This window comes from Kaistella yananensis, from assembly GCF_026107505.2.
Lineage (GTDB): Bacteria > Bacteroidota > Bacteroidia > Flavobacteriales > Weeksellaceae > Kaistella > Kaistella yananensis.
Genome location: NZ_JAPCHZ010000005.1, coordinates 408,745 through 435,298, shown reverse-complemented (window position 1 = coordinate 435,298; position 26,554 = coordinate 408,745). Strand labels below are relative to the sequence as shown.

The following is a 26,554-nucleotide window of genomic DNA, read 5'->3' as shown; positions in this document are numbered from 1 at the left end:
TTAGATTGAAATTTTGTACTAAAAATCCCCGCCTTCGGCAATACCCAAACCGTTAGCTGTAATTCCCCTACTCGAAAACGGAGTTGTTTTTAGCCGCTAACGAAGAAATTTTCACTATTTTGAATAATCAAATGGTCAAAAATTAAAATCTATAACTATTTGATTATCACTGAATTAATTTAAAGTTAGTCAGAATCTTTGCCAATCTATCGTACTAAAATAGGTTGCCTTTTTTTAAGCACCTTTACTAAACAATGGAATAAACAAAAAAATAGAAATGAAAATAAAAAAAATAATATTCAGCATATTAACCGCTCTTGTTTTAATAATATCAATATTCCTTTATATGAATAGGGATAATTTTGTCTATGTAGGTTCAGTAGATATTATTGAAGTTGATTGCAGCAAAAAACGTCAAATCTTGAGCGAAGTTTTAGAAAGTGACCAAAGGATTAGAAAATCAAATGAATTCATCAAATACGCTAAAGAAGATCATAGGAATCAAGAATTAGTGATTAGCATTATTGAAAAGTGTGGTATGCCAACATTAAAGGAGGTGGATCAAAGACAAATGGATGCAATCTGGTTGGGACTGCAACATAGTACTAAAGAAATCAGAAAAAAGTATTTTCCACAAATAGAGAAAGCGGTAAAAAATGGAGACTTATCTAAACAACAATACGCATTGATGAAAGATAGGATGTTAATGGATGAAGGAAAACCTCAAATATATGGTTCGCAAATAAAAAATGGTAAACTATATAAATTAGAAAATCCTAAAACTGTGAACGAAAGAAGAAAAGAAATGGGATTGGAACCAATAGAGGATTATTTAAAGAATTTCAATATTCAGTTCAAGCCGAATTATGATATACACATAACATATTGCTAAAATGCGGGGTTAAACACAAGGTTGAAATATTTGTAATATTTTGTCGCAATTACTTTTCCCTATCACTTTTTTCACTAATTTAGTGCTACGAAAAAAGCAATTTACTGATTCCGCTAAAATCAATAAGCAAGAATGAAGTAAATACTTTTTCCGTTAGTCAGAATCTTTGCCAAACCGTTTGCACAAAATGAAAATCATAAAATTTATTCTAATTTCACTAATCCCAATTTCTTGTACTTCTCAAAATATTTCTGAAAATTATGTTTTAGATGATGTTGGAATTTTGGTTGAAAAATCTGATTCGGCAAAAGAATACGATGTAATTTATAACTCAAACAACAAAATTTATACTACAGGAAAAGCTTTTGTCTTTTCCTATTATTATAAAAATCTTAAAGGAGAAAAATTCCTAATAACGAAAGGAGAAGAAATTAAAAAGGAAAATTACAGCATATTTGGCTGGAAATTTATTGAATTTCAAAATCAAAATGAAGAAACTATAAAGGAAATTAAACTAAAACCACTTTTAGGAAATCCATTCAGTGGACAAATTGACGATTATAATCAAACCGGAATTTCATACGAATATATTATGAAAAATAGCCGTTCTTTAACAATGGAAATAACTGGTGTAATTGAAAATGAACCAAATATTTGGATTCACCCTCCAAGAAATGGCTTTTTTCAAATTTTAGAACTTAATCCTTTTCCTTACATAAAAGCTCCGTATAAAATCGGAACAAAATGGAATTGGAAGTTAGATATTGGAGATAATTGGTCAGATAAAAGATGGTTTGAATGGAAAGGTAGAATTGAAAACAATTATGATTATGAAATTGTAGACAAGAAGACTATTCTAACAAAATTGGGAAATTTAGAATGTTTTATAATTCATTCAAAAGCAAAAAGTAGGATTGGAGAAACTGAACTAATATCATTTTTCAATCCGGAATTTGGTTTTGTAAAATTGGAATACAAAAATATTGATGGAACAAAAACAATTCTTGAACTTGAAAAAGTGGAATAAAAAAGACTACAGCTAACAGTGTATTGGCAAAATGCGGGGTTATGGGAAAGTTGAACTTTTTGTAATATTTTGCCGCCGCTGCTTTTTTATTCCACAAAAAGGAGTAATTTAGTGTAAGAAAAAAGCATCGGCTACGTTCGGTCTAAATTGAACTTTTCGTCCAATTTTTCCGCCACTTCGCCAATGCGTTTCCCGTTAGCTGTAATAGTTCCAAAAATGCCGTTTAAAACTATATATTATGAAATATCTCCTTCTCATTTTTACTTTTAGTTTCGGATTAATTTCTGCTCAAACTCATCGTTTTATTTATGAATTTAAGTATAAACAAAATCCGAAACAAACTGATTTCAAAAAAGAAAATATGACGCTAGATATTAATCCTGAAAATATCAAATTTTATAACTATCATTATGTTACCATTGACTCAACAAATATTACAAAAGGACAAAACAGCCAACTTTGGGACACTTCAACTCCTGTTATTGTTCGATTAAAAAATTCAAACACAAATAAAAATTATACTTTAATTAATGATGTTTTTGTTTTTGAAACCGAAGACAAAATTAATTGGAATCTCGAAAAAGAAACCAAAAAATTTGAAAATTACACATTACAAAAAGCTACCACAAATTTCGGTGGTAGAAATTGGACGGCTTGGTTTTCTAAAGAAATAAATGTTCCAGAAGGTCCTTATAAATTTCATGGTTTACCTGGATTGATTTTCCAAATATTCAACTATTCCAAGATAAATCTTTCGGTCCCGATGAGGAAAAACCAGCATGGTTTTGTAGAGTTTTCAAGGACAAAATCAAAAATAAGGAAACGGATTGAAACCAATATATCGCAACTATGCGGCCAGTTTACAATAAACGTGAACTTTGCAAAAACCTTTCAAGGTTTGGCGACAAGGATAGTGTCGAAAATAACTTCTTTTACGATGATTCAATACCTCAATTTTTTCGTCTTCAAAAGAAGTTTGAATAAACTAAAAGTTAATTTGTGCTAAATGCACAACAGGTTAATAATAATGTTAAATAGAAAATCCCATGATTATAAACCGCAGAGTTCCATTTAAATTTCTATTAAATGAAATTAAGGTACAATTGTTTACAGTTGCCCTTCTGGGGGTTACTTTTGGTCTATTACCATATTATTTACCAGATTATGCGCCGGATATTTCCATTCAGATAGCGACAACATTGGGTATTGCGATCTCGATTCTGTTATCGTATAAAATCAACCAGTCCTATAACCGGTGGTGGGAAGCCCGTACCATCTGGGGAGCAATCGTAAATGACAGCCGTTCTCTGATCCTGCAGCTCCAGCTTTATGTGAAAACTGAAAACGTAGATGTGGCTAAAATTTCCCATTATCAGATTGGCTGGTGCAGAGCCTTAGAAAGATCATTGAGGCGGCAGGATATTTGGCCTGTTCTGGAAGATTTGCTCAGCGAAGAGGAAATTAAAAAGCTCCAAGAACATTCAAATGTTCCCCTTGCGATCAGTCAATTACAGAATGGATGCTTGAAAAAACTTTATGATGAAAAGCTGCTGAATGAATTTGCTCTGCTTCAGATAGAAAAAACATTAAATGATCTGGTAGCATCGATGGGGAGGGCAGAGCGGATTAAAAATACCGTTTTTCCACCCACATTTGGACAGATATTGCATGCCGCCATCTATTTGTTTGCCGTTTTTCTGAGTCTGTCATCCTCGTTCCACTTAAACATTGTGCTGCAGGTTGTCATTCTTATTTCGGTTTCGATGATGTTTTTTTTCTTGGAAATGCTAGCGCATAGGCTTCAGGATCCTTTCAGCAACAGCCCTACGGATACGCCTATGACCGCACTTTCACGAACGATAGAGATCAATATCCGTCAACTATTAAATGAGAAGGAAATCCCAGATCCGATTGAGCCGCAGGGATTTTATCTTATGTAACCTTAAAGCATTATTTTATGAAAATTTTTGGTAAAAATACAGAAGGCTCTAATAAGAGAGGCCTTTCAGATCAAAGTCCAAGCGAACAGAATTTCGAGGGTTTTGTACGTGTCAGGGGAGCCAAGGAACACAATCTAAAAGATGTTGATGTCGATATTCCGAGAAATAAACTTGTCGTGTTTACGGGGATATCGGGTTCCGGTAAATCTTCTCTTGCATTCGGTACGATCTATGCGGAAGCACAGCGAAGATATCTGGAATCAGTTTCACCCTATGCAAGACGTTTATTTAATCAAATGAATGTTCCGGAAGTCAGTGCCATTCATGGACTTCCCCCGGCTGTTGCCCTGCAACAGAGCAGGGGAGGAACTACCGTCCGCTCTACAGTGGGAAGTGTAACGACTATTTCCAATTTATTGAGGATGTTATATTCCCGGGCAGGGGATTATCCGCCCAAACAGTCTATCATCTATGCAGAAGGATTTTCTCCCAACACGCCGGAAGGAGCATGTCCTGTATGCCATGGTATCGGACGCATCTACGATGTCACAGAAAAATCGATGGTACCGGATGATTCCCTGACAATACGTGAACGGGCTGTGGCTGCCTGGCCTTCGGCTTGGCAAGGGCAAAATCTCCGGGAGATTTTGATGACTTTAGGATTTGATGTCGATAAGCCGTGGAAGGATCTGCCGAAAAAAGAACGGGACTGGATCCTGTTTACCGATGAAACACCTACAGTACCCGTTTATTCAGGGCTGTCTGCAGCGGAGGTAAACCGGGCAGTGAAAATGAAATTGCCGCCAAGTTATATGGGAACTTTTACCGGTGCCAAACGCTATGTTCTGCAAACATTTGCAAATACCAACAGTCAGATGATGAAGAGGCGGGTATCACAGTATATGCTGAATACGGAATGTTCGGAATGTCACGGAAAGAGATTAAAAAAAGAATCTTTGGCTGTAAAATTTGAGGGATTCGACATCGCTGATCTATCCAATCAGTCGTTATCTCAGCTGATGGCCATTTTTACCCCATATGCGGAAGGTAGATTTTTATCTAAAGATAAGGATAAACATCCTGAGAAAGCTATCGTTGCCCAAAATATTGCGATCGATCTCGTTGCACGGCTAAAAATCATGATTGATCTCGGTCTGGGGTATCTTTCGCTGGAGCGGAGCACGCCAAGTATTTCCCCCGGCGAGTTACAGCGGTTAAGGCTGGCGACACAGGTACACTCAAATCTGTTTGGCGTAATTTACGTTCTGGATGAACCCTCTGCGGGTCTTCATCCTGCAGATACAGAAGCCTTGTTGGCTGTTTTGATAAAATTGAAAGATGCAGGCAATTCAATGTTTATCGTAGAGCATGAGGTGGACATTATCCGGCATTGTGACTGGGTTGTGGATGTTGGGCCACAGGCGGGAGCCAATGGCGGGGAAATATTATATAGCGGTCCCCTGGAAGGACTGCAATCTGTAGAAAGGTCGGTAACCCGTCATTATATTGATCCGGTTCCTGTCACCAAAGAGGTTGTCAGGAAAGCTGAACACTGGCTGCGTGCGATCAATGTCACCAGAAATAATATCCAAAACCTGGACGTGTCAATTCCCTTGGGCGTTCTCACCAGTATTACAGGTACTTCAGGGTCAGGTAAAAGCAGTCTGGTAAGTCAGGCACTGGTAGAGCTGATATCGGATTATTTGGGACAGGATATGGAGGAAAGTAGTGATGAACAGCCTGAACTATCACAGGAAACCAATATTCATACTTCAGGCGTTATCACAACCGGCATGGAACACATCAAACGGCTGGTACGAGTTGACCAAAAGCCAATTGGCAGAACACCACGTTCAAATCTGGCAACTTATACGGGGCTGTTTGACAGGGTAAGGCAATTATTTGCTGAAACTGAGCTAGCCAAAAAAAGGAAGTATGATGTGGGACGTTTTTCTTTTAATGTAGCCAAGGGACGATGTGCACACTGCAAAGGAGAAGGATTTGTTATGGTAGAACTGTTATTCCTTCCCAGTGTTTATACACCATGTCCGACCTGTAAGGGAACCCGGTATAATGACAAAACACTGGAAGTAAAGTATGACGATAAAAATATTGCCGAAGTTTTGGACATGACTGTGGATCAGGCCTGGGATTTTTTCAGCAGCGACAGGTCTTTAAGGCAAAGTCTTGAAGTCCTCAGACAGGTCGGTTTGGGTTATATACGTCTTGGACAGCCAGCCACAGAATTATCCGGGGGAGAAGCACAGCGTATCAAATTGGCATCGGAACTGCAGCGTACGCAAAAAGGGAAAACCTTGTACGTTTTGGACGAACCAACGACAGGACTGCATCCGTCTGATGTGGAAAAATTGATAGGTCAGCTGAATTTTTTGGTTGATGCCGGAAATACGGTGATTACGGTTGAACATGATATGCATGTTGTGGCTTCCAGTGACTGGGTTATAGATCTGGGACCCGGTGCGGGTAAAGATGGCGGAAAGATAATTGCTGAAGGAGCTCCCAGGGATGTAGCTAAGAATAAGCAAAGCAAAACAGCTAAATATTTGGCTGCCTATGTTTAAAAAATGAAAATTAAAGGACGAAATGTCCGCTATTAACAAAATAAATATGTCGTATGAATACAGACGTAATTGGACTCATTGCAGGTGTCTTAACTTCATTTGCAATGATGCCCCAATTGATAAAGGTGATAAGAACCAGAAATGCGGATGACATTTCAATCTTAACACTTATTGTTTTACTTTCAGGCCTTTCCCTGTGGGTCTGGTATGGAATCATGAAACAAGATTGGCAGATCATCCTATCGAATGCCTTTGCCGTTCTGGTCAATTTATCCCTCCTGGCTTACTGTATTATTTCCAGAAAGTGATTTAACAGGTGCAGATCCGAAATGTATGGCACACTGCGATCAAATCTGGCGGCTGCGAAAATTGGGATTAAGTAAATTTTATTTGGTCAATAGTAAATATATAAAGACTTAAGTATGAAATCTTATCGGATAACTCCCGTAAATTTAAGCGACAGTTCTAAATTGGATTCCAGACTGGAGCACCGGAGGACTTTTAATCTTCCGAACTGTGAGCTCAACATATTTGAAACATTTCATAAAAGTGACAATGTAATACTTTCATATAGTGGTGGATTGGTGGTTTCAAGTATGATGAGAGGTAAAAAAGTGATGTCCGTGGAGGGTCAGGAGGCATTTGACTTTCTGCCCGGTCAAAGTGTGATCCTTCCTGACGGACTAACCATGAATGTAGGTTTTCCAGACGCAGATGAAAATCGTCCCGTGCAATGTATCACTCTTACACTGGACTGGAATACTGTTCACAAAAATCTTGACTATCTAAATGAGAGATATTCAAATCATCAGGCACCTTTTGAATGGAAACTTGATTTTTCGCATCAGCATTTCGAGAATAGCATGGAGCTGGTAGCAAGTCTCAATAAGCTTGTTAACCTTAGTATGGAGGAAGGTTTTGCAAAAGAGGCAATTGCGGACCTGTCTCTTAAAGTACTTCTATTAAGGCTTCTTCAGACCCAGAACCGTTTGTCAGTGAACAGCAATCAATCAATGTATGACAATCGAATTCAACCGGCAATCAATTATGTGCATAAGCATCTTACGGAAAAAATAACTGTTGAAAAGATGGCAAGAGAATGCTGTTTGAGCCAATCATCTTTTTATCAATATTTTAAAAATATACTGGGCATAACTCCACTGGAATTTGTTCTGCGTACACGCATAGACCATGCAAAAAAAATAATGGCTGACAGTTCCGTTACTGTGACCGAAGCCTGTTATGCATCAGGTTTTAATAATGTGAATCATTTCATTAAAATTTTTAAAAGGCTTGAGGGGCTTTCTCCGGGCCAATATAGACACTGATTAACGCAAAGTGCGCGTTAAATAGGTATGTAATTGGTTAAGCTGAGAAATTAAAAAAAGGTGGGACATTTATTCGATGCCCCACCTTTACTTTTTATTTTCGCTCTACATGAGTTTACGAACGGTTTTTTATCATGCCATGTGGATCGATAATAAACTTTTTGCTTGAACCATCCGAAAAGTCTTTATAGGCTTGTGGTGCTTCGTCAAGACTGATAACCTGCGGGTTCATGATCGTTTTCATCGAGATACGGCCCCATAGAATGGCCTGCATAATTTGATAGTTGTAACGTCCAATTGGAGCCATTCCCGTTTGAATATGCAATGACTTAAGCCAACCTTTTCCCCAGTCGACAGTCAGTTTACCGTGCTTAGCGTTCTCATCACGTCCTCCTGGGTCAGAAGGAGTATAGATACCTGGAATCCCTATACCTCCGCTTGCGCGGACAACATCGAAAAGATCATTGATAACTGCATTGGGATTTTCTTTTTTGTAGTCTTCATCACCATGTCCATGTGCCTCATAACCTACGGCATCCACACCGGCATCCACTTCCGGTACTCCGAGAATCTGTTCGATCTGTTCTGCTACACTGGCATCAAGGGTAAGATCAACAGTTTCCATTCCCGCCTGTTTGACAAGTTCCAACCGCTCCTTGTTCATATCTCCCACAATAACGCAGGAAGCTCCAAGAAGCTTTGCTGATTCTGCAGCACAGCGTCCCACTGGTCCAGCACCAGCAATATAAACAGTAGATCCTGTTGTAACACCAGCAGCATACGCGCCATGATATCCTGTTGGGAGAATGTCAGATACTAATGTGAGATCTAAAATCTTTTCCAGCGCTTGTTCTCTATCTGGAAACTTAAGGAGCTGAAAGTCAGCATAGGGGATAAGACAATATTCAGATTGGCCACCTAACCAGCCTCCCAGGTCAAACCCATAAGCGCCAACAGGAGCATCCGGATTAACGGTCTCGCAGACGTCGGTATTTCCATTTTTACAGTTTCTGCACCGTCCGCAGGAAACGTTGAAAGGGACTGAAACGATGTCACCTACCTTGATGAATTCTACGTCTTTTCCAATTTCAACTACTTCGCCTGTGATTTCATGACCCAATACGTGTCCCACAGGTACTGAGAAACGTCCCCTAAAAATGTGCTGGTCACTGCCACAAATATTTGTGGAGACCACTTTAATGATTACCGCATGATGAATGTCCTTTCCCTTGGGGTTCTGGAATGTGGGATAGGCAATTTCATTTACTTCTAAGTTCCATGGGCCTTTGTAGACCACTCCTCTGTTACTAGCCATAATGTTTTATTTTGATGGTTTATAAATGTTTGTATTCCCTCGTTCTGTGAGGATTATATATCAAAATTAAGCAATATTTAGTCCGATAAAACATGTTGAACTCAGAAACGGAGAATGCTTATTCTAATATCAAGGATCGTTCTATTGTTCTGTGATCCAGTTATGATGAGAATAGTAGAAACCTTGCTTTTTAAAGCACTTATAATTTATGGAGCGAGACCTATTTTTGTAAGATTTTAGTATAAAATTTATCCAGTAATGTTTGGGAATAATGACTTACCAGAATTTTATTTTTGGGATAAACCAAATCTGTAATGAATACTAAACGCGAATAAGTAAGATATGAATCAGTAAAAGAAATTACTGGAATCATTTTCAAAAAAATGCATAACCGCCAGCTTCTAAAGCCTGACGGTTTTTTTGTTTCCCGGTACTCACATTAGGAAAACAACGGCAAACTTAGTACCTCTCATACCACCAGCCCCCAACTCTGATACTATCTGCAACACCTTTGTTTCCAAGCCCGCATAGGCGGGTATTACAAACTTAAAATGTAATGAAACATGAAAAAATCAAGACAAAAAATTCTGCTGGCGTTGCTGTTTATTTCGCTTATCAGCAATGGGACTTTGCGCAGGGAAATGGTGCTGCAGGTATCCAGGAAGCCACGCAGATGGTTACAAGCTATTTTGATCCGGCAACAAAGCTGATCTATGCTATCGGTGCTGTGGTCGGACTGATCGGAGGTGTTAAAGTGTACAACAAATTCAGTTCGGGTGACCCTGACACTTCAAAGACAGCGGCGAGCTGGTTCGGCGCCTGTATATTCCTGATTGTCGCTGCGACCATTTTGCGATCATTTTTCCTTTAGGCTAACCCGATTAATTTTTTTCAATTATGGCAAAAAATAAGATGGTTACGCCACTGACGTATTATGGCGGAAAGCAACAGCTGGCCAAGATCATTATACCGCTTATTCCACCCCATTATACCTACGTTGAACCGTTTGTTGGGGGAGGAGCGATATTCTGGTCAAAACCAAGGTCTGAGGTTGAGGTGATCAACGATTACAACCGTGAGCTGATCAATTTTTACGAGATGGTCAAAAATCAGTTTGTTGAACTGGAAAAAATGATCCGAATAACGCTTCACAGTAGATCCCTTCATAGCGATGCGCTGGTGATCTATAACAATCCCCATCTCTTTGACAGATTACAACGAGCCTGGGCAGTCTGGGTTCTATGCAATCAGTCTTTCAGCGCAAAGATCGGTGATTCATGGGGTTATGATGTTCGGGATCAGACTTCCACTAGAAGATTGAGTAATAAGCGAGCATCATTCTCCGAGGAATATGCTATACGACTTCAGAATGTTCAGATCGAAAATACGGATGCTATTCGGATTATTAATTCAAGAGATCATGAAAAGGCTTTTCACTATTGTGATCCGCCTTATTTTAACAGTGACTGCGGTCATTACGACGGGTACAGCAAACATGATTTTGAATCTCTTCTATTATGCCTGTCCCGTGCAAAAGGCAAATTTCTATTGAGCAGTTATCCCAGTGATCTCCTGAACAAATTTAGCCGGGATCTTAATTGGCACACTGTCAAAATGCAGAAAGATGTACTGGTCGATAAACATTCCGGAAAAGTACCCAAGAAAAAGATCGAAGTGCTGACCGCCAACTATGACCTTGCTATCGTGCAGGGGACCCTAAACTTTAAATCCCAAGAACATGAAAACCTATAACATCAATAAAGGTATCGGCTGTACAGTCGAATTTAAAGGGTTGAAAGCGCAGTATCTCTTCGGATTTGCCGGAGGATTGTTATTGGTCCTGATCCTGGTTATGGTGCTGTACATGGCTGACGTAAATATGTATATCTGCCTTTCGGTCGGCTGTATTTCTGCATCGCTGATTGTTTGGAAAACTTTCAGTCTGAACAACAAGTACGGTGAACATGGGCTGATGAAGCTAGGTGCGAAAAGAAAGCATCCACAATTTATCATCACCCGTAAACCTGTACAATCTTACCTTAAATACTCGGTTGCAAAAGGTGAGAAAATCCAAAATTTTAACACTAAATCTTCAAGGCTATCATGAGAAATATCTCTAAAACAACTACGTTAGAAAGCCGTTTTCCCCTCCTTGCAATTGAGAACGATTGTATTATATCGAAAGAAGGAGACCTTACGGTGTGTTTCCGTGTAAGGCTACCGGAAATTTTTACGGTGGGCACGGATGTATACGAATCCATTCATTCCTCATGGAGTAAAGCGATCAAGACTTTGCCTGATTATAGTATCCTGCACAAACAGGACTGGTATTTAAAGGAAAACTATCAGCCGGATCTTGAAAGAATTGAACATAGTTTTTTGTCGCGTTCTTTCCAGCTGCATTTTAATGAGCGGCCGTTTCTGAACCACTACTGTTATATTTTCCTTACAAAGACCACAAAAGCAAGGATGCAGTCCCAGAGCAATTTTAGCAGTTTGTGCAGGGGCAATCTTGTTCCAAAAGAAATAAGGGATAAGGAAGGAATGCGGCGTTTCTTGGAATCGGTAAGCCAGTTCCAGCGTATCATCAATGACAGTGGTCATATAACAATGGATCAGCTGGGTGAAGCTGAAATATTGGGGAGCGAAGGGAAAACCGGAATCCTTGAACAGTATTTTACACTGTCACGTGATGCCAATCCCGTTCTGCAGGATATGGCTCTGGGAGCAGAGGAACTTAGGATAGGAAGTAAGAGGATGGTACTTCATACCTTATCCAGTACAGACGATCTTCCGGGAGCTGTTTCAGACTGCAATCGCTATGATAGGCTTTCCACAGATCGCAGTGATTGTATGTTGTCTTTTGCCAGTCCTGTGGGGCTGATGCTGAGCTGTGACCACATCTATAACCAGTACCTGTTCATCGATAATAGTTCTGAAAACCTTAAGAAATTTGAGAAGTCCGCCAGAAATATGCACTCATTGGCACGTTATAGCCGGGCGAACCAGATCAATAAAGAATGGATAGAGCGTTATCTGAATGAAGCACACTCCCACGGTTCACCATCGATCCGGGCTCATTATAATGTATTTGCGTGGAGTGAAGACCGCCAGGAGCTACGCAACCTGAAAAATGATGTCGGAAGTGCGCTTGCGTTAATGGAATGTAAGCCCCGTCATAATACCGTAGATGCTGCCACTTTATATTGGGCGGGAATTCCGGGCAATGCCGGAGATTTTCCTGCCGAAGAATCCTTTTACACTTTCATCGAACCGGCATTGTGTTTTTTTACGCAGGAGACCAACTATCAGAATTCACTTTCTCCTTTTGGGATCAAGCTTGCGGACAGGCTGACTGGGAAACCGGTGCATTTGGATATCAGTGATCTTCCCATGAAAAAGGGGATTATCACGAATAGAAACCGTTTCATCTTAGGGCCATCTGGGGGTTGGCGGGCTATTCTTAATTGAGTAGCCCGCCAGCCCACCCAAAAAATGGAAGTGGAAAATCATTCTTCACCAATCATATGGTGAGACAGTATTATGAGCAAGGAACTCATGTGCTATTAGTTGATACGGGTAACTCTTATCAGGGTCTTTGCGAACTGATCAAAGGTAAGACTAAGGGAAAAGACGGGGTTTATTTCACCTATACCGAGGAAAACCCGATCTCATTCAATCCTTTTTTTACCGAAGATAATGTCTTCGATATCGAGAAAAGAGAAAGCATTAAGACCTTGATCCTCACATTATGGAAAAGGGACGACGAAGCTCCTAAACGTAGTGAGGAAGTGGCACTCTCCAATGCAGTCGCAGGATATATCGAAAGAATTAAGAATAGTTCTGAAAGACCTTGTTTCAATGCTTTCTACGAATATATCAAAGGGGACTACAAAAAGATTCTTCAGGACAAAGAAGTACGTGAGAAAGATTTTGATCTGGCGAACTTTTTAAATGTGCTGGAACCCTATTACAAAGGTGGTGAATACGATTACTTACTAAACTCAGAAAAAGAGCTCGATTTGCTTAATAAGAGATTTATTGTCTTTGAAATTGATGCGATCAAAGATCACAAAATACTGTTCCCTGTGGTTACGATCATCATTATGGAGGTCTTTATCAATAAGATGCGTCGGTTAAAAGGTATCCGTAAGATGATACTCATAGAGGAGGCTTGGAAGGCCATTGCTAAAGAGGGGATGGCAGAATATTTAAAATATTTGTTTAAAACCGTCAGGAAATTTTTCGGTGAGGCGATTGTGGTTACGCAGGAAGTGGATGATATCATACAGTCTCCCATAGTCAAGGAAACAATCATCAACAACAGTGACTGCAAGATACTACTCGACCAGCGGAAATACGCCAATAAATTTGACGAGATCCAGAATATGCTCGGGCTTACAGAACGGGAAAAATCGCAGATACTTTCGATCAATCAGGACAATGACCCAAAGCGCAAGTATAAGGAAGTATGGATAGGACTTGGAGGAACGCATTCAGCGGTCTATGCGACAGAAGTGAGCGAGCAGGAGTATTTGGCATACACCACGGAGGAATCGGAGAAAATGGAAGTGATGGATCTAGCGCATGAAATGGGCGGGGATGTTGAAGCCGCCATCAAAAAAATATCACTGAAAAAGATCAAGGGTTTATCACTCTTGGACCATCAGAATAAATAAAAATCCTAAAAATTTTAAAAAATGAAAAATTTATTAATGACCGTGTTTATGGTAATGGCAATTACCCTATCACACAAAGCAAATGCACAATGGGTTTTTCTTATTCTTTTTTTGCTTTTCAGTTGTGAAAGTAAAAAGGGCGCATCAAAACAGATGATAACTCACCCTGTAATTCAAGAGAATGTGGCGGAAACAATATCTTCAAAAACTGAAAATATCAAGAATGACACCTTTCAAAAGAAAGTGTATGTATGGATTAAAGAAGATTCAATTAATTTCAAAAAACTTGAGGAGAATTATACGCTTACGGTATTTAATAATTCAGATAAGCCGATAACATTTGGCAAAGAATTTCAGGTGGAAAGTTACAGCGATAATAAATGGAATGTCATCAATTCACACATTGTATTTCCTGAAATGGCTTATGGGCTGCAGCCCGGCAGAAGATACGATTTAACTTTCTCACCAAAATTTGATGGTGGATTAAATTTTCCTGGAAATTACAGAATCAATAAACCATTTTTCATCGATAATAATGATCTAAACAGAGGTTTTGCGACAGATAATTTTAAAGTCTACACGCCGTTGATAGAAGGGCTCGAGCAGAAGGTTTTCCTTGAAATTCCCAAAACCTTTAAAATGTCTGAACTGAAGAATAAAGTGTTTTACAAAGTGATTAACAATACCAAAAACACGATACTGTTTGGTGATCGTTATGAGCTTCAAAAATTTAACGGCAAAGATTGGCAAAAAATAAAATTGAGTTTTTTCGTGCAGGATATAGGATATACTCTGCATCCCGGTACGGAAGGTTTCCAGGAAAGATTTTATTTTAAGTTCTATCCGGAACAGTACCAATATAAACCCGGACTTTATCGCATTCTGAAAAATTATTACAGTAAGTCTGGCTCAGGGCTTAGTTTTAGAGGCATTCCGTATGAAAAAGACCCTATGCTTTCGGAATTTAGAATAATTAATTAAAAAATTTCTAAGAATGCATAGTCTTTCACCAGTCCCTCCAGTATATAGACGGCATTCACTTTACGGATTCTGAAGAATCATTTTTCTCTGCCGTCTAAACACTTCCGGCACCGCGCACAGTAGTATTCCGCCACACCAGGTTCTTGCTTATTGATTTTAGCTCTCTTTTTTTTGTTGCCCTTTTAGTCATTTTTTAATTTACTTTACAAAGTAACTAATTTATGCGATTGGGAAAAGCTACCGGAGGTTTAGTTCAACATAGTATTTGCAAAAGGCGGGGTAAAAGTCTAAGTTGAAAACTTTGTAATTTTCAGCCGCCGCTATTTTTCCATTTCGTAGTTTTTATGTAAGTTTACTTCATTGAAAAAATATCGGCTACGTTTGGTCGCAATTGAACTTTTCGTCCAATTTAGCCCGCACTTCGCCAATACTTTTTCCATAATCTGTAATCTCTCAAAAACCGCAAATATGAAAGTAAAAATATTTTATTTACTGTTTTTCATTTTTCAATCATTAAATGCACAACAAAAATTCGCTTTAAGCACACAAGAGAAAGATTATATAACAAAATTCATTTATCCTTTAAAAACCTTTAATTCAGAGGAAATAGAAAATGATGACTTGAAAATTCTCGAAAAATTAGTTGGAAAATCAAAAATTATTGGATTGGGAGAAGCAACACATGGATCAAGTGAAGTTTATCAAATGAAATATAGAATAAGTAAATATTTGATTAAAAATGAAAATTTCAATCTTTTCTCTTTAGAAGCTAATATGCCTGAAAGTTTTGTGATGAACAAATATATTATTGATAAAGTAGCAGATCCTAAGACAATTCTTAAACATATGTATTTTTGGTTGTGGCAGACAGAAGAGACACTAAATTTTGTAAATTGGTTAAAAGAATACAATGACCAAAATATTCCAAAAATAAAGTTCGACGGATTTGATATGCAATATACTCATGGTGCTATCAGACAAATTAAAGAAGTTTTTCAAGAAAATAATATTTCAACTGATGAAATAAATGAGTTAAACAAAATCTTAAAAGAAGAGAACAAAGGAACAAGAAAATATAGCAAAAAAGGTCAAGAAAAAATCCAAATTGTTTTAGAAAAACTAAAACACAAAGAAATTTCATTTAAAAATGAAGATGAAAAAAAAAGATATTTACAGAACGTTCGAATTATAGAACAAAAAATTCAAACAGGCAGTTCAACGGAAAGAGATAAATTCATGGCAGAAAATATAAAATGGTTAATGAAAAACAATCAAGATTCCAAAATAATTGTTTCTGCTCATAATTATCATGTATCAAAATTAGATAAATCTAAAATGGGTTATTGGCTACATAAAGATTATTTAGACGACTATAAAAATATTGGATTTGCGTTTTATGAAGGCGTTTATTCTGCAAGCATAGATCAAAAAATAGGCACTTATAATTCTCAAACTGCATATCCTGGAACTTTAGAATATTATTTAAATTCACTTAACATTCCAATTTTTATATTAGACTTAAAAGCAATAAAAAATGATAATAACAATCTTGGCAAATGGATTTTAAAAGAAATTCCATTTCGTAAGACCGGCTCTGGTACAGACAAAAATGAATTTAAGAAAACGAAAGTTGCAGACTCTTTTGATTATCTGATTTTTATTAATAAATCATTTAACTCAAAATTACTAAATCACTATTCAAAATAAAGAGACTACAGCTAATAACTAAGCTTTCGTCTTGTCCGCAGGACAGAAGATGAAAGCCCGTTGAACGGAAGCTCCGGTGGCTTTTCAGCAGTATGATGGTCCTCTTATGGGGATGTCGTTTTTAGAATTTAGAGGTACAAAGCAGTTTTTTCGTAAGGACTGCTTTTTTTGTGGCGTTAGGTAGCCTTTGGAAGTGGTTTCTGCGGGGTTTTACCGGCTGTAGGGCACAGCTTCCCTTACCCGCAAAGGTTATTTCGCAGAGAAAGATTGGGTGACGAAAAGAAATTCCTGCGGTGGACCGCGCTGCCCAAAAATAGCAATGGTCACAAGGTTTCCTTCCTTGCAGCACCGGCATTTATTGAGCAGCGTTTTGGGTGTGAAGCTTGATATTCCTTACTTCCATACAGCGCAGTCCGCAACCGTAGATCAGGCCGATGAGAAGTTTGTGTTTCAGGAGTTCGGCACTTTGAAGCATTCGCCAGATTTCTTCACGGCTTAAAATAGTGGGAAGTTTTTTCACTTTTGGAATCGCGGGAAGATGGAGGTAGCTGTAAGGCAAGCCTTCGGTTTTCAGCAAAAACCGCAGTCCGTAAACGGTATGTTTAAAGTACGACTGAGAAGTGGTTTTTGATCGCTTTTGAAGTTCAAAAAGGTAATCTTTGATGTCTTCCGGGTCTAATTCGGTAGGAATTTTACCGAAATGAAGCGCTAAGGCTGCAACGTGCCTGGAATAATTGTCGAAGGTACGCTTGCTTCTGCCCAGGATGGAAATATTTCTTTCGAAGCGTTGCAGAAGTTCGGCAAAACCGTTAACTTCGCTCGAGGCACGGTTCGGGAATTTGCTGGTCCTTAAATCCTCCGGAGATTTTTTTTTGTAGCCATTTCATGAGTTTTTAAAAGGTTAATAAAAACAAAGTTACTAAAACGGCGAATGAGAAAAGCTACCGGAGGTTTAGTTCAACACTGGTTTTGCAATAGCGGTTTTGAAAATTATTTGCGTATAAAAACCGCCATCGCAAAGCCCTGAACCGTTGTGCGACAGTTAACGAAAACCGAACGTAATAAAATGAAAATTAAAATATTAGTATTATTTATTGTATCAATACAATTAGCTTTTTCTCAATCGAAAACCGAATATTTAAAAAATAATCGTTTTGATTTATTAAACTCAAATTTTGAATTTCCTCAAAGTAATTTCAAAATAATTGGTTTCGGTGCATATCACGGAAGTCAAGAAACAGAAAAAGCAGAAAATATTTTACTTGAAAATCTAATTAATAAAAATAAAGTAAAATATTACTTACCTGAAACCGATTTAGGAATTGCTTATTATTTTAATCAATATTTAAAATCTGGTGACACAATTCTATTAAAAGACTTAGTAAGACATTATGGTGTAAGAGTGCCACAAGAAAAAAGTATTGAAACTTACAATAAATGGAAGGGCATAAAAAAAATAAATGATAATCAACCAAAAAACAATAAAATCCAAGTGGTTGGAATTGATATAATCGTAACGTATAAATACACTTCTAAACTCTTAATAGAATTGCTGAAAATTGAAAAAGGAAAATATAAATCTTACGACAATTTGTATGAAATGGTAAAAATTGACACTACTGATTTCTCCCCATATTATGATAGTTATTCTAAAAACATTTTAAAAAACTTTATAGTTGATTATGAAAATGATAAAACATATTTTAATTCTATCGCAAATAATAAAATTATCACAGATAACTTAATTGAAAACATAAAATTAACCCTAAAAAAGCAAGATAGAGAAAAAACAATTTTTGATAATTATTTATTTTTAAGTCAATTATACGATTTCAAATCAAATCCTCAATTTGTAAGAATGGGCTTTTTCCACATAGAAAAGGACAGAGAAAGTAATTATCCATCATTTTTCACAAGGTTAATAGAAAACAATATTTATAAAAAAGAAGAAATAGTTTCAATCGCAGGATTTTTAACTAAAAGTAGGGTGCTCTGGGATTTAAAATATGACGCAAATAAAAAATATATTGGTTACACAACTAAAGGTGGTTATGGTATTGGTGATTATTGGAAAGAATATTTTAAAGGAATAAATAAACTTAAAAACAACAGATTATCAAATTTAACTCTTTATCATTTGAATAATGAAAATTCACCTTATAAAAAAAATCAAACTGATTTAATGGAAATAAAATTATTTCTTAAAAAGTCAAACAAAAACGATTTGAAAGGTAAAACAACGACTGATTATTTTGATTTTGCAATATTAATAAGTAATTCACAAGCAAATAAACCAATAGAAGAATTAGATAAATAAATAACCGATCGCACAATAACTAAGCTTTCGTCTTGTCCGCAGGACAGAAGATGAAAGCCCGTTGAACGGAAGCTCTGGTAGCTTTTCAAATAACTAAGCTTTCGTCTTGTCCGCAGGACAGAAGATGAAAACCCGTTGAACGGAAGCTCCGTAGCTTTTCAGCAGCATTTTGGTCCTCTTATGGAGATGTCGTTTTTAGAATTTAGAGGTGCAAAGCAGTTTTTCAGAAGGACTGCTTTTTTTGTGGCGTTTGGTAGCCTTTGGAAGTGGTTTCTGCGGGGTTTTACCGGCTGTAGGGCACAGCTTCCCTTACCCGCAAAGGTTATTTTGCAGAGAAAGGTTGGGTGACGAAAAGAAAGTCCTGCGGCGGACCGCGCTGCCCGAAAATGGCAATGGTCACCAAGTTTCCCTCCTTGCAGCACCGACATTTATTGAGCAGCGTCTTGGGTGTGAAGTTTGATATTTCTTACTTCCATACAGCACAGTCCGCAACCGTAGATCAGGCCGATGAGCAGTTTATGCTTCAGGAGTTCGGCACTTTGAAGCATTCGCCAGATTTCTTCACGGCTTAAAATAGTGGGAAGTTTTTTCACTTTTGGAATCGCTGGAAGATGGAGCTAGCTGTAAGGCAAGCCTTCGGTTTTCAGCAAAAACCGCAGTCCGTAAACGGTATGTTTAAAGTACGACTGAGAAGGGGTTTTTGATCGCTTTTGAAGTTCAAAAAGGTAATCTTTGATGTCTTCCGGGTCTAATTCGGTAGGGACTTTACCGAAATGAAGCGCTAAGGCTGCAACGTGACGGGAATAATTGTCGAAGGTACGCCTGCTTCTGCCCAGGATGGAGATATTTCTTTCGAAGCGTTGCAGAAGTTCGGCAAAACCTTTAACTTCGCTCGAGGCACGATTAAGGAATTTGTTGGTCCTTAAATCCTCCGGAGATTTTTTTTTTGTAGCCATTTTATATGTTTTTTAAGGGTTAATAAAAACAAAGTTACTAAAACGGCGAATGGGAAAAGCTACCGGAGGTTTAGTTCAACAAGGGTTTTGCAAGATGCGGGGTTGAAGGAAATCGCAGAGAAATTCCAGAAAATACCCGCAAAAACCATTTCGTTTTTTATTTTTTTGTAAGTTTGAAAAAACGAAAATGGATTTTGCTCGGTTCAGTTTTTAGTTGAACTTTTAGTTTGTAAAAGCCCCGCCTTCGCAGAGCCCTTTTCGTTAGGCGACATTATATAGTCGTTCCTTAACAAAACCCACTATTTAATTTATTTTTAAAAACAGGATTAGAAAACAGCATAATTTGTATCTTATAAAATAATTTTCTAAGGAACAATCATAAATCCTAAACAAACCAAACCTCAAACACACTTCCGCCTTCCAAATTTCTGTACACAATATATCCGTTATGTGCTTCCATAATAGATTTTGCCAAAGTTAAGCCAATTCCGGAGCCGTTTTGTCTTGTGGTGAAAAAAGGAAGAAAAATTTTGTCTTGAATTTTATCGTTAATTCCTTCGCCGGAATCCTGAATTTTTATAACGGTTCGGTTGTTGAGATACTGCGTTTCAATTGAGATTTCCTTTTTTTCAGAATGGCTTAAAGCGTGCATAGAATTGGTCAAAAGGTTGACCAAAACTCTTTCCACCATTTTTTCATCGGCGTTCAAATTGATGTCTGAAATATTGAGAAAGGTTTTGATGTTTTTGCTTTTAAATTCGCTCCCAAAAATTTGCAGCACATTTTCAATCGTGGTTTTCAGGTTGAAAAGTGATTTTTTCGGTTTTGGAAGTTCGGCAACTTGTCGGTAACTGTCAATGAAATGAAGCAACTGCTGTGATTTTGAGTTGATAATTTGCAGGCTTCCTTTCATTTCGTCTTGGTCATCTTTATTCAATTCGTCTTGCTTTGCGAGGTATTCTAAATTTTGAATCAAACTGTTTACGGGAGTCAAAGTATTTAAAAGTTCGTGGGAAATAACTTTCATTAAATTATTCCACGCCAATTTTTCCTTTTTATCGATGATTTTCTGAACTGATTCCAAAGAAACCACGCAAAAAATTTGGTCGGGACTTTCAATTCTCGTGGTGCGAATTGAAAAAGATTGCTTCGAACTTTCTTTTACAGAAATATCAATAAATTCTTGCGAATCTCTGTAATTCGTACTTTCAATCAAATCATAAAAATTGGGCGATTTTTCTTTGTAGAATTCCCAATCGTTATACTTCGGAACTTGCAAAATATTGAGGAATGCAGGATTACAAAAGAAAACGTTCCAATCATTTTTCGTCGTTGTTTTGTTTAAAATCAAGAAACCAATTTCCTGTTTAGCCAAAATATTTTCGTACAATAATTTGAAGGAAGTGAGTTGCGTGTTCTCGTTTTTGGCTTGGTAATAAAGTTTTACGGCTTCGGTTTTCAGTTCATTGGTATCATCTTCTTTTGGAAAAAGTGAAAAATCTTTTCTACGAATGGAAGTAATTATTTTCTCGGTTTCAGCAATTTTTTTATTGATTAAAATCCAAGAATATCCCAAAAACAAAAATCCAATTCCCGAAAAAAGTAAAGCGGTAATATATTTTTTAACAATGAAAAAATCATATCCGAAAAACAGAAAAACAATGCATAAAAGCACCAAAATTATCCACTGAAAAGAAACCGCCATTTTCATATAAAATAAATCAGAATATTTTTAGAACTAAAAAATGCCACGAATGCACAAATATTCTTATTCGTGTATTCGTGGCATAAAAAAACTTTCAAATTGTCAAAATAATAGAATTTTTTCACTTTAGTAGCATAATAATTTGACATTTCTCGGAGTTTTTCGGGATTATAAACCAAATTTTTCCATTCTTCTATAAAGCGAAGCTCTCGTCAATCCCAATGCTTCCGAAGCAAGAGAAATATTTCCTTTGTATTTTTTCAAGGCGTTTGCAATCATTTTTTCTTCCATTTCCTCCAAATTTAATGAAGTTAAATTTTCGGATGCTGAAATAGGATTGTTTTGCAATGCGAGATTAATTTTTCCGTCTTCCGAAAGAATTATCGCTCGTTCAATGCTGTGTTCCAATTCGCGGATATTTCCAGGAAAATGATAATTGTTCAACTCTTCAAAATTTTCAAATTCCAAATTGTCTTTCGCATACTTTTTCTGATATTTTTGAATGAAAAATTCAGACAAATTCTGCAAATCTTCTTTTCTCTCTCTCAAAGGTGGAATTTCAATTTCCACGGTGTTGATTCTGTAATATAAATCTTCTCGGAATTTACCTTCATTAAATAATTTTTTCAAATCTGCATTGGTCGCAAAAATAAAGCGAATATCTAAAAACCGTTCCTTATTCTCGCCAATTCTCGTCAGTTTTTTGGTTTGAATTAAAGTCAGGATTTTTTGTTGAAGTTGAGGTGAAAGATTTCCAATTTCATCAAGGAAAACCGTTCCTCCATTCGCATTTTCTATTTTTCCTGCTTTGTCGTTTTTTGCGTCTGTAAATGCACCTTTTGCATATCCGAAAAGTTCGGCTTCAAACAAATTTTCAGAAAGTGAACCCAAATCAATATGAACAAAAGGTTCATTATTTCGTTTAGAATTTTTGTGAATATATTCCGCCAAAACAAATTTTCCTGTTCCGTTTTCGCCCAAAAGAAGAATATTTGCATCGGTCGGCGAAACTTTTTTCAAAGTTTTCATCACGTCCTGCATTTTCGGGGATTTCGTTTCCAAATTGTATTCAGTAAGGGAAGTTTGCAGATTTTCCCATTGTTGAAGTTTCTTGTTTTTTCGGGAAATATCTACAGCGAGATTTACGGAAGCGTAGAGTTTTTCATTGTTCCAAGGTTTTAGAATAAAATCGGTTGCTCCCTTTTTCAAAGCTTCAACGGCGAGTTCTACTTCTCCATAAGCCGTCATTAAAATCACAGGAATATTTTTGTTGATTTCCTGAATTTCTTTTAGCCAATACAAACCTTCTTTTCCGTCCTCAAAACCGCGACGGAAATTCATATCCAAGAGAATGACATCCACATTATTTTCATTGAGTGTAGGAATGATTTTCTTTGGTGAATTGATGGTAATCACTTCCTCAAAGAATTTTTTCAACCAAACTCTCGCCGAAAAAAGGATGTCTTCATCGTCGTCAACAATTAAAATCGTGGCTTCTTTCTTTCTCATTTAAACTTTAACTGTCCGTTTCTGTACACTTACTGTCCGAAAATGAACACTTTTTTTATAATTCAATTTTTGTACATCTTATAAATCAATAACTTACAAACTCATTTTTTAATGGTACAACAATAGTGTAATTATTTGTAAATCAGTAACGTATAATGGATACGAAAATAGAGAAAAAACAATCTAAATTCAAAATAATTTTAATCGGCGTTTTGGCTTTGGCATTTTTAGGTATTTCAGCGTTTTACTTTTTTAAACATAAGAAAACCTATAATGTGAAAGCAGAAGACATTCAAATTTCGGAAGTCACTTTCGGTAAATTTGAAGATGTAATGCTGATTACCGCTCAAACGCAATCGCTGAATTCTTCTTTGGTAAATGTTTTGGAAGGTGGTGCTGTAAAGGAAATTTATGCAGAAGACGGACAATTGGTCAACAAAGGAGCACCTTTGGCGAGAGTATACAATCCGAATACGGAATTTAATTATCTGAATCAAGAGACGGGAATTATGCAACAGATTTCGCAGATGAGAAATTCACTTTTAGAACTGAAAAACCAAGAATTCAACCAAAATAAAGAATTGCTTCAAGCACAAAACGATTATAATGTGGCTTTGCAAAATTTTAATCTTCAAAATCGACTTTATGATGCTGAAATTGGCAAAAAAACCGATTACGATATGGCTTCTCAAAACCTGAACTATCAGCAAAAAAGAAAAAATATTACAGAACAAGGATTAGTAAACGAAAGAAACTCCCGAAATCAGCAAATTTCCGCAATTAGTAATTCCATCAATCAAATGCAGAAAAGTCTGAATGTTTTGAAGAACAACAAGAACAATTTCTTGATTTTAGCGCCTGTTTCCGGAAGGTTGTCTTCATTCAACATTTCATTGGGACAAAATTTGACAAGCGGTGAAAGTATCGGAAAAATTGATTTGATGGACGGTTATAAACTCGTTGCAAAAGTGGATGAATACTACATCAATAAACTTCAAGTCGGAATCAAAGGGACTTTGGAAAGCAATGATAAAACTTACGAAATCATAGTCACTAAAATTCTGCCTGAAGTAAAAGACGGACAGTTTTCTGCCGAACTCGGATTTGTGGATGAAAAGCCAAATAATTTGAAAATCGGGATGACTTTCGGCGTAAAATTGAAACTTTCGCAAGACACGCAAAGCGAAATGATTTCCAAAGGAAATTTCTACAAAGACACCTCAGGGAAATGGATTTTCGTGATTCAAGGTGACAACGCAGTAAAACGAAATATTCAACTAAACCGTGAAAACCAAATGTATTACGAAGTAACTTTGGGATTAAAAGCGGGCGAAAAAGTAATCGTTTCGGATTATAGCGATTTTAAAAATTATGAAGAACTTAATATTAAAAAGTAACTGTAATAATATTACTAACTGTGTTGTCTTTATTAAAAAAGAATTATGAAAAAACTACTTATACTTGCCATTGTTTTAGCCCCATTTTTTGGATATTCTCAAGAAGTAAAACCTTCCGATTCTATCATCAAAACAAAAGAAATTCAGGAAGTTTTATTGAAATCTCAAAAGAAAAAGCAGTTTTCCGACCACGCAAATTATACTTTTGATAAAGAAGCATTGGAGAAAGCAAGACATTCCAAAGATTTGCTGACAACGCTTCCCGAATTGCAATTAGACCCTATTTCAAATACCGTAACAAGTATTAAAGGCGGAAAAATCTTGTTTTTGATTAACGGAATTGAAGCAAGCGACAACCAAATAAAAAGTATTGCACCGACAAATGTGGTGAGGGTTGAATATTTTGATATTCCACCTGCGAGATATTCGCAGAGAGCAGATACTGTGGTGAACATTGTTACCAAAAATCCTGAGTTAGGATATTCTTATGGTGCAGATGTTACTTCTGCCTTAGCAACAGGTTTTGTAAACGGATCTGCGTACGCAGGTTATACGAAGGGAAAGAATGATTTTGGTTTGGAATATTCTATCAATCTGCGTGATTATGATAACAGAATTGTCGATAAAATCTACGATTACAATTTAAATGGAAGTCATTATAATTCAACTGAACAGCAGAAAGACCATTTTGGATACACGAACCAAAACATTTCCTTACGCTATGCTAATGTAGTGGTGGGACGTTATACTTTTCAGGCGAAAGGAAGTATTTTCATTAATTCGAACTTCAATAAAGGTTTAGGAACGAGCGTTTTTACCAAAGATAATTTAGCGGAATCCCATCAAACGGTTCATAATAGTAATTCTGATTATACCGCACCAACTTTAGACCTTTATTATTCTAAAAATATCGGTAAAAAAGACGAATTGAGTTTAAATTTTATTGGTTCTCATTATACCACAAATTCGTCGCAGTTTGACCACGAGTGGAATATCGCAGAAAACAAAGATATTTTTAACAACGATATGAATCTAAAAGCCAAACAAACAGGAATCGTGGGCGAAATTGCACATACCCATCAATTTGAAAAGGGAAAATTAAGTTCAGGTTATCGTATTTCAAACACTGCGATTTCTAATGATGTTGTCAATCTTTTGGGAGCATCTCAATATTCCGTTAATTATTTACAACAGTATCTGTACACTGAATATTCAGGAAAAAAAGAAAAACTTTCATATCGTTTAGGAATTGGACTTACCAATATTCATAATAAAAGTGCAGAAACCACTCAAGATGATTGGGCACCCACACCAAAACTTATTTTAAGTTACGACTTAGGTAAAAACCAAAGTTTAAGATTGACGAGTAGTTATACTTCCAACAGTCCTTGGGCTTCAGCATTAAGCAGTAATGTCACTCAAATAGTTCCTAATATTGTTCAGCGAGGCAATCCTTATTTAAAGTCACAACATTTATTCAGAAACAACTTTATTTATTCTTATGGTGGAAAAAATGTTGATTTTAACTTAAATGCTTTTTATAACATTGTTGACAAATATTTCGCACAAATTTTTGAAGCAGATTCTGAAACTAACGGTTATGCTTTAACCTATCAAAATGCAGATTTTAATGAAAAAGGAATTCAATTAAGTGGCTCTTACAAACCTTTCGGCACACAGGTTTTAGTAATAAAAACTTTTATTCAGCCTGTTTCAATGAAACTTGTCGTAAATGATGGACGAGAATTCACAAGTAACTTTATAAGAAGCAGTTTTGGCGTAACATCACAATTTAAAAACTTTGGAATTTACTATAATTTCAATCTTCCTATCTATCAAATTAACGGTGCTTTTTTAAGTCTCGACGAAAATCAGAATCATTTATTTGCTTCGTATAAATATAAAAGCCTTGAATTGTCAAGTGGTTTTTATTGGATAGGAATGCCTTCACATTACCATAATAAAACTATGGAGGGAAGCATCGTAAAAAATGAAAGAATATCCAATATTTATAACAACAAAAACATGTTTGTTCTCGGATTGAGTTACGATTTCTCAAGCGGGAAAAAACTACAAATTCAGAAGAAATTGGAAAATTCAACAGCTCCTGCAGCAACTTTCTAAAAAAATAAGAATATGATCACCCTAATTCTCGAAGCAATTCTCTACATCGTCAATATATTTTTAAAATAAAATTTAAAAAATGAAAACTATTATCC

General features: G+C 36.6%; 20 protein-coding genes and 3 pseudogenes. 16 read left to right on the top strand and 7 right to left on the bottom strand.

The window, feature by feature from the left end:
* Positions 1–277 precede the first annotated feature (277 nt).
* The 7 genes from OK344_RS11200 (at position 278) to OK344_RS11170 (ending at position 7,769) form a co-directional block, all read left to right on the top strand.
* Positions 278–892 carry a DUF6624 domain-containing protein gene (locus OK344_RS11200; RefSeq protein WP_265144862.1) on the top strand — a complete coding sequence of 205 codons (615 nt, stop codon included), beginning with the start codon at positions 278–280 and terminating at the stop codon, positions 890–892.
* Positions 893–1,079: 187 nt separating this feature from the next.
* A complete protein-coding gene (locus OK344_RS11195; protein ID WP_265144861.1) occupies positions 1,080–1,919 on the top strand; it encodes a hypothetical protein in 840 nt (279 codons plus the stop codon).
* A gap of 238 nt (positions 1,920–2,157) precedes the next feature.
* Positions 2,158–2,925: a GLPGLI family protein gene (locus tag OK344_RS11190; RefSeq protein ID WP_265144860.1), complete on the top strand. Its 768-nt coding sequence runs from the start codon at positions 2,158–2,160 to the stop codon at positions 2,923–2,925.
* Between the two features lie 40 nt (positions 2,926–2,965).
* On the top strand, positions 2,966–3,859 hold the full coding sequence (locus OK344_RS11185) for a bestrophin family protein (RefSeq protein ID WP_123870229.1): 894 nt from the start codon (positions 2,966–2,968) through the stop codon (positions 3,857–3,859).
* 176 nt (positions 3,860–4,035) lie between these two features.
* Positions 4,036–6,441, top strand: a complete 2,406-nt coding sequence (gene uvrA, locus OK344_RS11180; RefSeq protein ID WP_265144859.1) for an excinuclease ABC subunit UvrA — start codon at positions 4,036–4,038, stop codon at positions 6,439–6,441.
* A 53-nt stretch (positions 6,442–6,494) separates the two neighbouring features.
* Positions 6,495–6,749, top strand: a complete 255-nt coding sequence (locus tag OK344_RS11175; protein ID WP_027374815.1) for a SemiSWEET transporter — start codon at positions 6,495–6,497, stop codon at positions 6,747–6,749.
* A gap of 114 nt (positions 6,750–6,863) precedes the next feature.
* On the top strand, positions 6,864–7,769 hold the full coding sequence (locus OK344_RS11170; RefSeq protein WP_034722849.1) for a helix-turn-helix domain-containing protein: 906 nt from the start codon (positions 6,864–6,866) through the stop codon (positions 7,767–7,769).
* Positions 7,770–7,884: 115 nt separating this feature from the next.
* On the opposite strand, the gene OK344_RS11165 is transcribed toward OK344_RS11170, so the two are convergent.
* Positions 7,885–9,084, bottom strand: a complete 1,200-nt coding sequence (locus OK344_RS11165) for an alcohol dehydrogenase catalytic domain-containing protein (protein ID WP_027374817.1) — start codon at positions 9,082–9,084, stop codon at positions 7,885–7,887.
* 556 nt (positions 9,085–9,640) lie between these two features.
* Between OK344_RS11165 and OK344_RS11160 the strand changes: the two genes are divergently transcribed.
* From OK344_RS11160 to OK344_RS11135, 6 genes and pseudogenes are all read left to right on the top strand, one after another.
* Positions 9,641–9,955, top strand: coding sequence for a DUF4134 domain-containing protein (locus tag OK344_RS11160; protein WP_265144856.1), 315 nt, complete (start codon positions 9,641–9,643; stop codon positions 9,953–9,955).
* Between the two features lie 26 nt (positions 9,956–9,981).
* A complete protein-coding gene (locus OK344_RS11155; RefSeq protein WP_061085370.1) occupies positions 9,982–10,836 on the top strand; it encodes a DNA adenine methylase in 855 nt (284 codons plus the stop codon).
* Positions 10,823–11,191: a DUF4133 domain-containing protein gene (locus tag OK344_RS11150; RefSeq protein ID WP_061085371.1), complete on the top strand. Its 369-nt coding sequence runs from the start codon at positions 10,823–10,825 to the stop codon at positions 11,189–11,191. Before OK344_RS11155 ends, OK344_RS11150 begins: the two co-directional genes overlap by 14 nt.
* Positions 11,188–13,763: pseudogene (locus tag OK344_RS11145) on the top strand (TraG family conjugative transposon ATPase). The gene OK344_RS11150 and the pseudogene OK344_RS11145 overlap by 4 nt, the downstream one beginning before the upstream one ends.
* A gap of 21 nt (positions 13,764–13,784) precedes the next feature.
* Entirely contained in the window at positions 13,785–14,744 is a 960-nt protein-coding gene (locus tag OK344_RS11140) for an immunoglobulin-like domain-containing protein (protein ID WP_265144855.1), read from the top strand.
* Positions 14,745–15,212: 468 nt separating this feature from the next.
* On the top strand, positions 15,213–16,451 hold the full coding sequence (locus OK344_RS11135; RefSeq protein ID WP_265144854.1) for an erythromycin esterase family protein: 1,239 nt from the start codon (positions 15,213–15,215) through the stop codon (positions 16,449–16,451).
* 249 nt (positions 16,452–16,700) lie between these two features.
* Here OK344_RS11135 and OK344_RS13480 read toward each other — a convergent pair.
* Together OK344_RS13480 and OK344_RS13475 are read right to left on the bottom strand one after the other, a co-directional pair.
* Positions 16,701–16,829, bottom strand: a pseudogene (locus tag OK344_RS13480) (IS91 family transposase); the annotation flags it as partial.
* Complete coding sequence (locus OK344_RS13475) at positions 16,807–17,244, bottom strand: phage integrase N-terminal SAM-like domain-containing protein (RefSeq protein WP_265144875.1); 438 nt, start codon at positions 17,242–17,244, stop codon at positions 16,807–16,809. The pseudogene OK344_RS13480 and the gene OK344_RS13475, both read right to left, overlap by 23 nt.
* A 273-nt stretch (positions 17,245–17,517) precedes the next feature.
* On the opposite strand from OK344_RS13475, the gene OK344_RS11125 reads away from it, so the two are divergent.
* Positions 17,518–18,768 (top strand): TraB/GumN family protein, encoded by a 1,251-nt coding sequence (locus tag OK344_RS11125; RefSeq protein ID WP_265144853.1) that lies wholly within the window; start codon positions 17,518–17,520, stop codon positions 18,766–18,768.
* 322 nt (positions 18,769–19,090) lie between these two features.
* Here OK344_RS11125 and OK344_RS13470 read toward each other — a convergent pair.
* The 4 genes and pseudogenes from OK344_RS13470 to OK344_RS11105 all read right to left on the bottom strand — a co-directional run.
* Positions 19,091–19,216: pseudogene (locus OK344_RS13470) on the bottom strand (IS91 family transposase); the annotation flags it as partial.
* A 169-nt stretch (positions 19,217–19,385) separates the two neighbouring features.
* The gene (locus OK344_RS11115; RefSeq protein ID WP_265144850.1) at positions 19,386–19,724 is read right to left on the bottom strand and encodes a phage integrase N-terminal SAM-like domain-containing protein; all 339 of its coding nucleotides are present in this window, start codon (positions 19,722–19,724) and stop codon (positions 19,386–19,388) included.
* 385 nt (positions 19,725–20,109) lie between these two features.
* The gene (locus OK344_RS11110; RefSeq protein WP_265144849.1) at positions 20,110–21,429 is read right to left on the bottom strand and encodes a sensor histidine kinase; all 1,320 of its coding nucleotides are present in this window, start codon (positions 21,427–21,429) and stop codon (positions 20,110–20,112) included.
* A gap of 168 nt (positions 21,430–21,597) precedes the next feature.
* Entirely contained in the window at positions 21,598–22,938 is a 1,341-nt protein-coding gene (locus tag OK344_RS11105) for a sigma-54-dependent transcriptional regulator (RefSeq protein ID WP_265144848.1), read from the bottom strand.
* 155 nt (positions 22,939–23,093) lie between these two features.
* Here OK344_RS11105 and OK344_RS11100 point away from each other — a divergent pair, with 155 nt between their 5' ends.
* Positions 23,094–24,335, top strand: coding sequence for an efflux RND transporter periplasmic adaptor subunit (locus tag OK344_RS11100; protein WP_265144847.1), 1,242 nt, complete (start codon positions 23,094–23,096; stop codon positions 24,333–24,335).
* A 45-nt stretch (positions 24,336–24,380) separates the two neighbouring features.
* Positions 24,381–26,459 carry a TonB-dependent receptor plug domain-containing protein gene (locus OK344_RS11095; protein WP_265144846.1) on the top strand — a complete coding sequence of 693 codons (2,079 nt, stop codon included), beginning with the start codon at positions 24,381–24,383 and terminating at the stop codon, positions 26,457–26,459.
* Positions 26,460–26,554 lie beyond the last annotated feature (95 nt).

Excerpts from the sequence above, each read along its gene's own strand:
- OK344_RS11200 (WP_265144862.1), top strand. The coding sequence starts at position 278 with ATGAAAATAAAAAAAATAATATTCAGCATATTAACCGCTCTTGTTTTA.
- OK344_RS11195 (WP_265144861.1), top strand. The coding sequence starts at position 1,080 with ATGAAAATCATAAAATTTATTCTAATTTCACTAATCCCAATTTCTTGT.
- OK344_RS11190 (WP_265144860.1), top strand. The coding sequence starts at position 2,158 with ATGAAATATCTCCTTCTCATTTTTACTTTTAGTTTCGGATTAATTTCT.
- OK344_RS11185 (WP_123870229.1), top strand. The coding sequence starts at position 2,966 with ATGATTATAAACCGCAGAGTTCCATTTAAATTTCTATTAAATGAAATT.
- OK344_RS11175 (WP_027374815.1), top strand. The coding sequence starts at position 6,495 with ATGAATACAGACGTAATTGGACTCATTGCAGGTGTCTTAACTTCATTT.
- OK344_RS11170 (WP_034722849.1), top strand. The coding sequence starts at position 6,864 with ATGAAATCTTATCGGATAACTCCCGTAAATTTAAGCGACAGTTCTAAA.
- OK344_RS11165 (WP_027374817.1), bottom strand. The coding sequence starts at position 9,084 with ATGGCTAGTAACAGAGGAGTGGTCTACAAAGGCCCATGGAACTTAGAA.
- OK344_RS11160 (WP_265144856.1), top strand. The coding sequence starts at position 9,641 with ATGAAACATGAAAAAATCAAGACAAAAAATTCTGCTGGCGTTGCTGTT.
- OK344_RS11155 (WP_061085370.1), top strand. The coding sequence starts at position 9,982 with ATGGCAAAAAATAAGATGGTTACGCCACTGACGTATTATGGCGGAAAG.
- OK344_RS11150 (WP_061085371.1), top strand. The coding sequence starts at position 10,823 with ATGAAAACCTATAACATCAATAAAGGTATCGGCTGTACAGTCGAATTT.
- OK344_RS11140 (WP_265144855.1), top strand. The coding sequence starts at position 13,785 with ATGAAAAATTTATTAATGACCGTGTTTATGGTAATGGCAATTACCCTA.
- OK344_RS11135 (WP_265144854.1), top strand. The coding sequence starts at position 15,213 with ATGAAAGTAAAAATATTTTATTTACTGTTTTTCATTTTTCAATCATTA.
- OK344_RS11125 (WP_265144853.1), top strand. The coding sequence starts at position 17,518 with ATGAAAATTAAAATATTAGTATTATTTATTGTATCAATACAATTAGCT.
- OK344_RS11115 (WP_265144850.1), bottom strand. The coding sequence starts at position 19,724 with ATGGCTACAAAAAAAAAATCTCCGGAGGATTTAAGGACCAACAAATTC.
- OK344_RS11110 (WP_265144849.1), bottom strand. The coding sequence starts at position 21,429 with ATGGCGGTTTCTTTTCAGTGGATAATTTTGGTGCTTTTATGCATTGTT.
- OK344_RS11105 (WP_265144848.1), bottom strand. The coding sequence starts at position 22,938 with ATGAGAAAGAAAGAAGCCACGATTTTAATTGTTGACGACGATGAAGAC.
- OK344_RS11100 (WP_265144847.1), top strand. The coding sequence starts at position 23,094 with ATGGATACGAAAATAGAGAAAAAACAATCTAAATTCAAAATAATTTTA.
- OK344_RS11095 (WP_265144846.1), top strand. The coding sequence starts at position 24,381 with ATGAAAAAACTACTTATACTTGCCATTGTTTTAGCCCCATTTTTTGGA.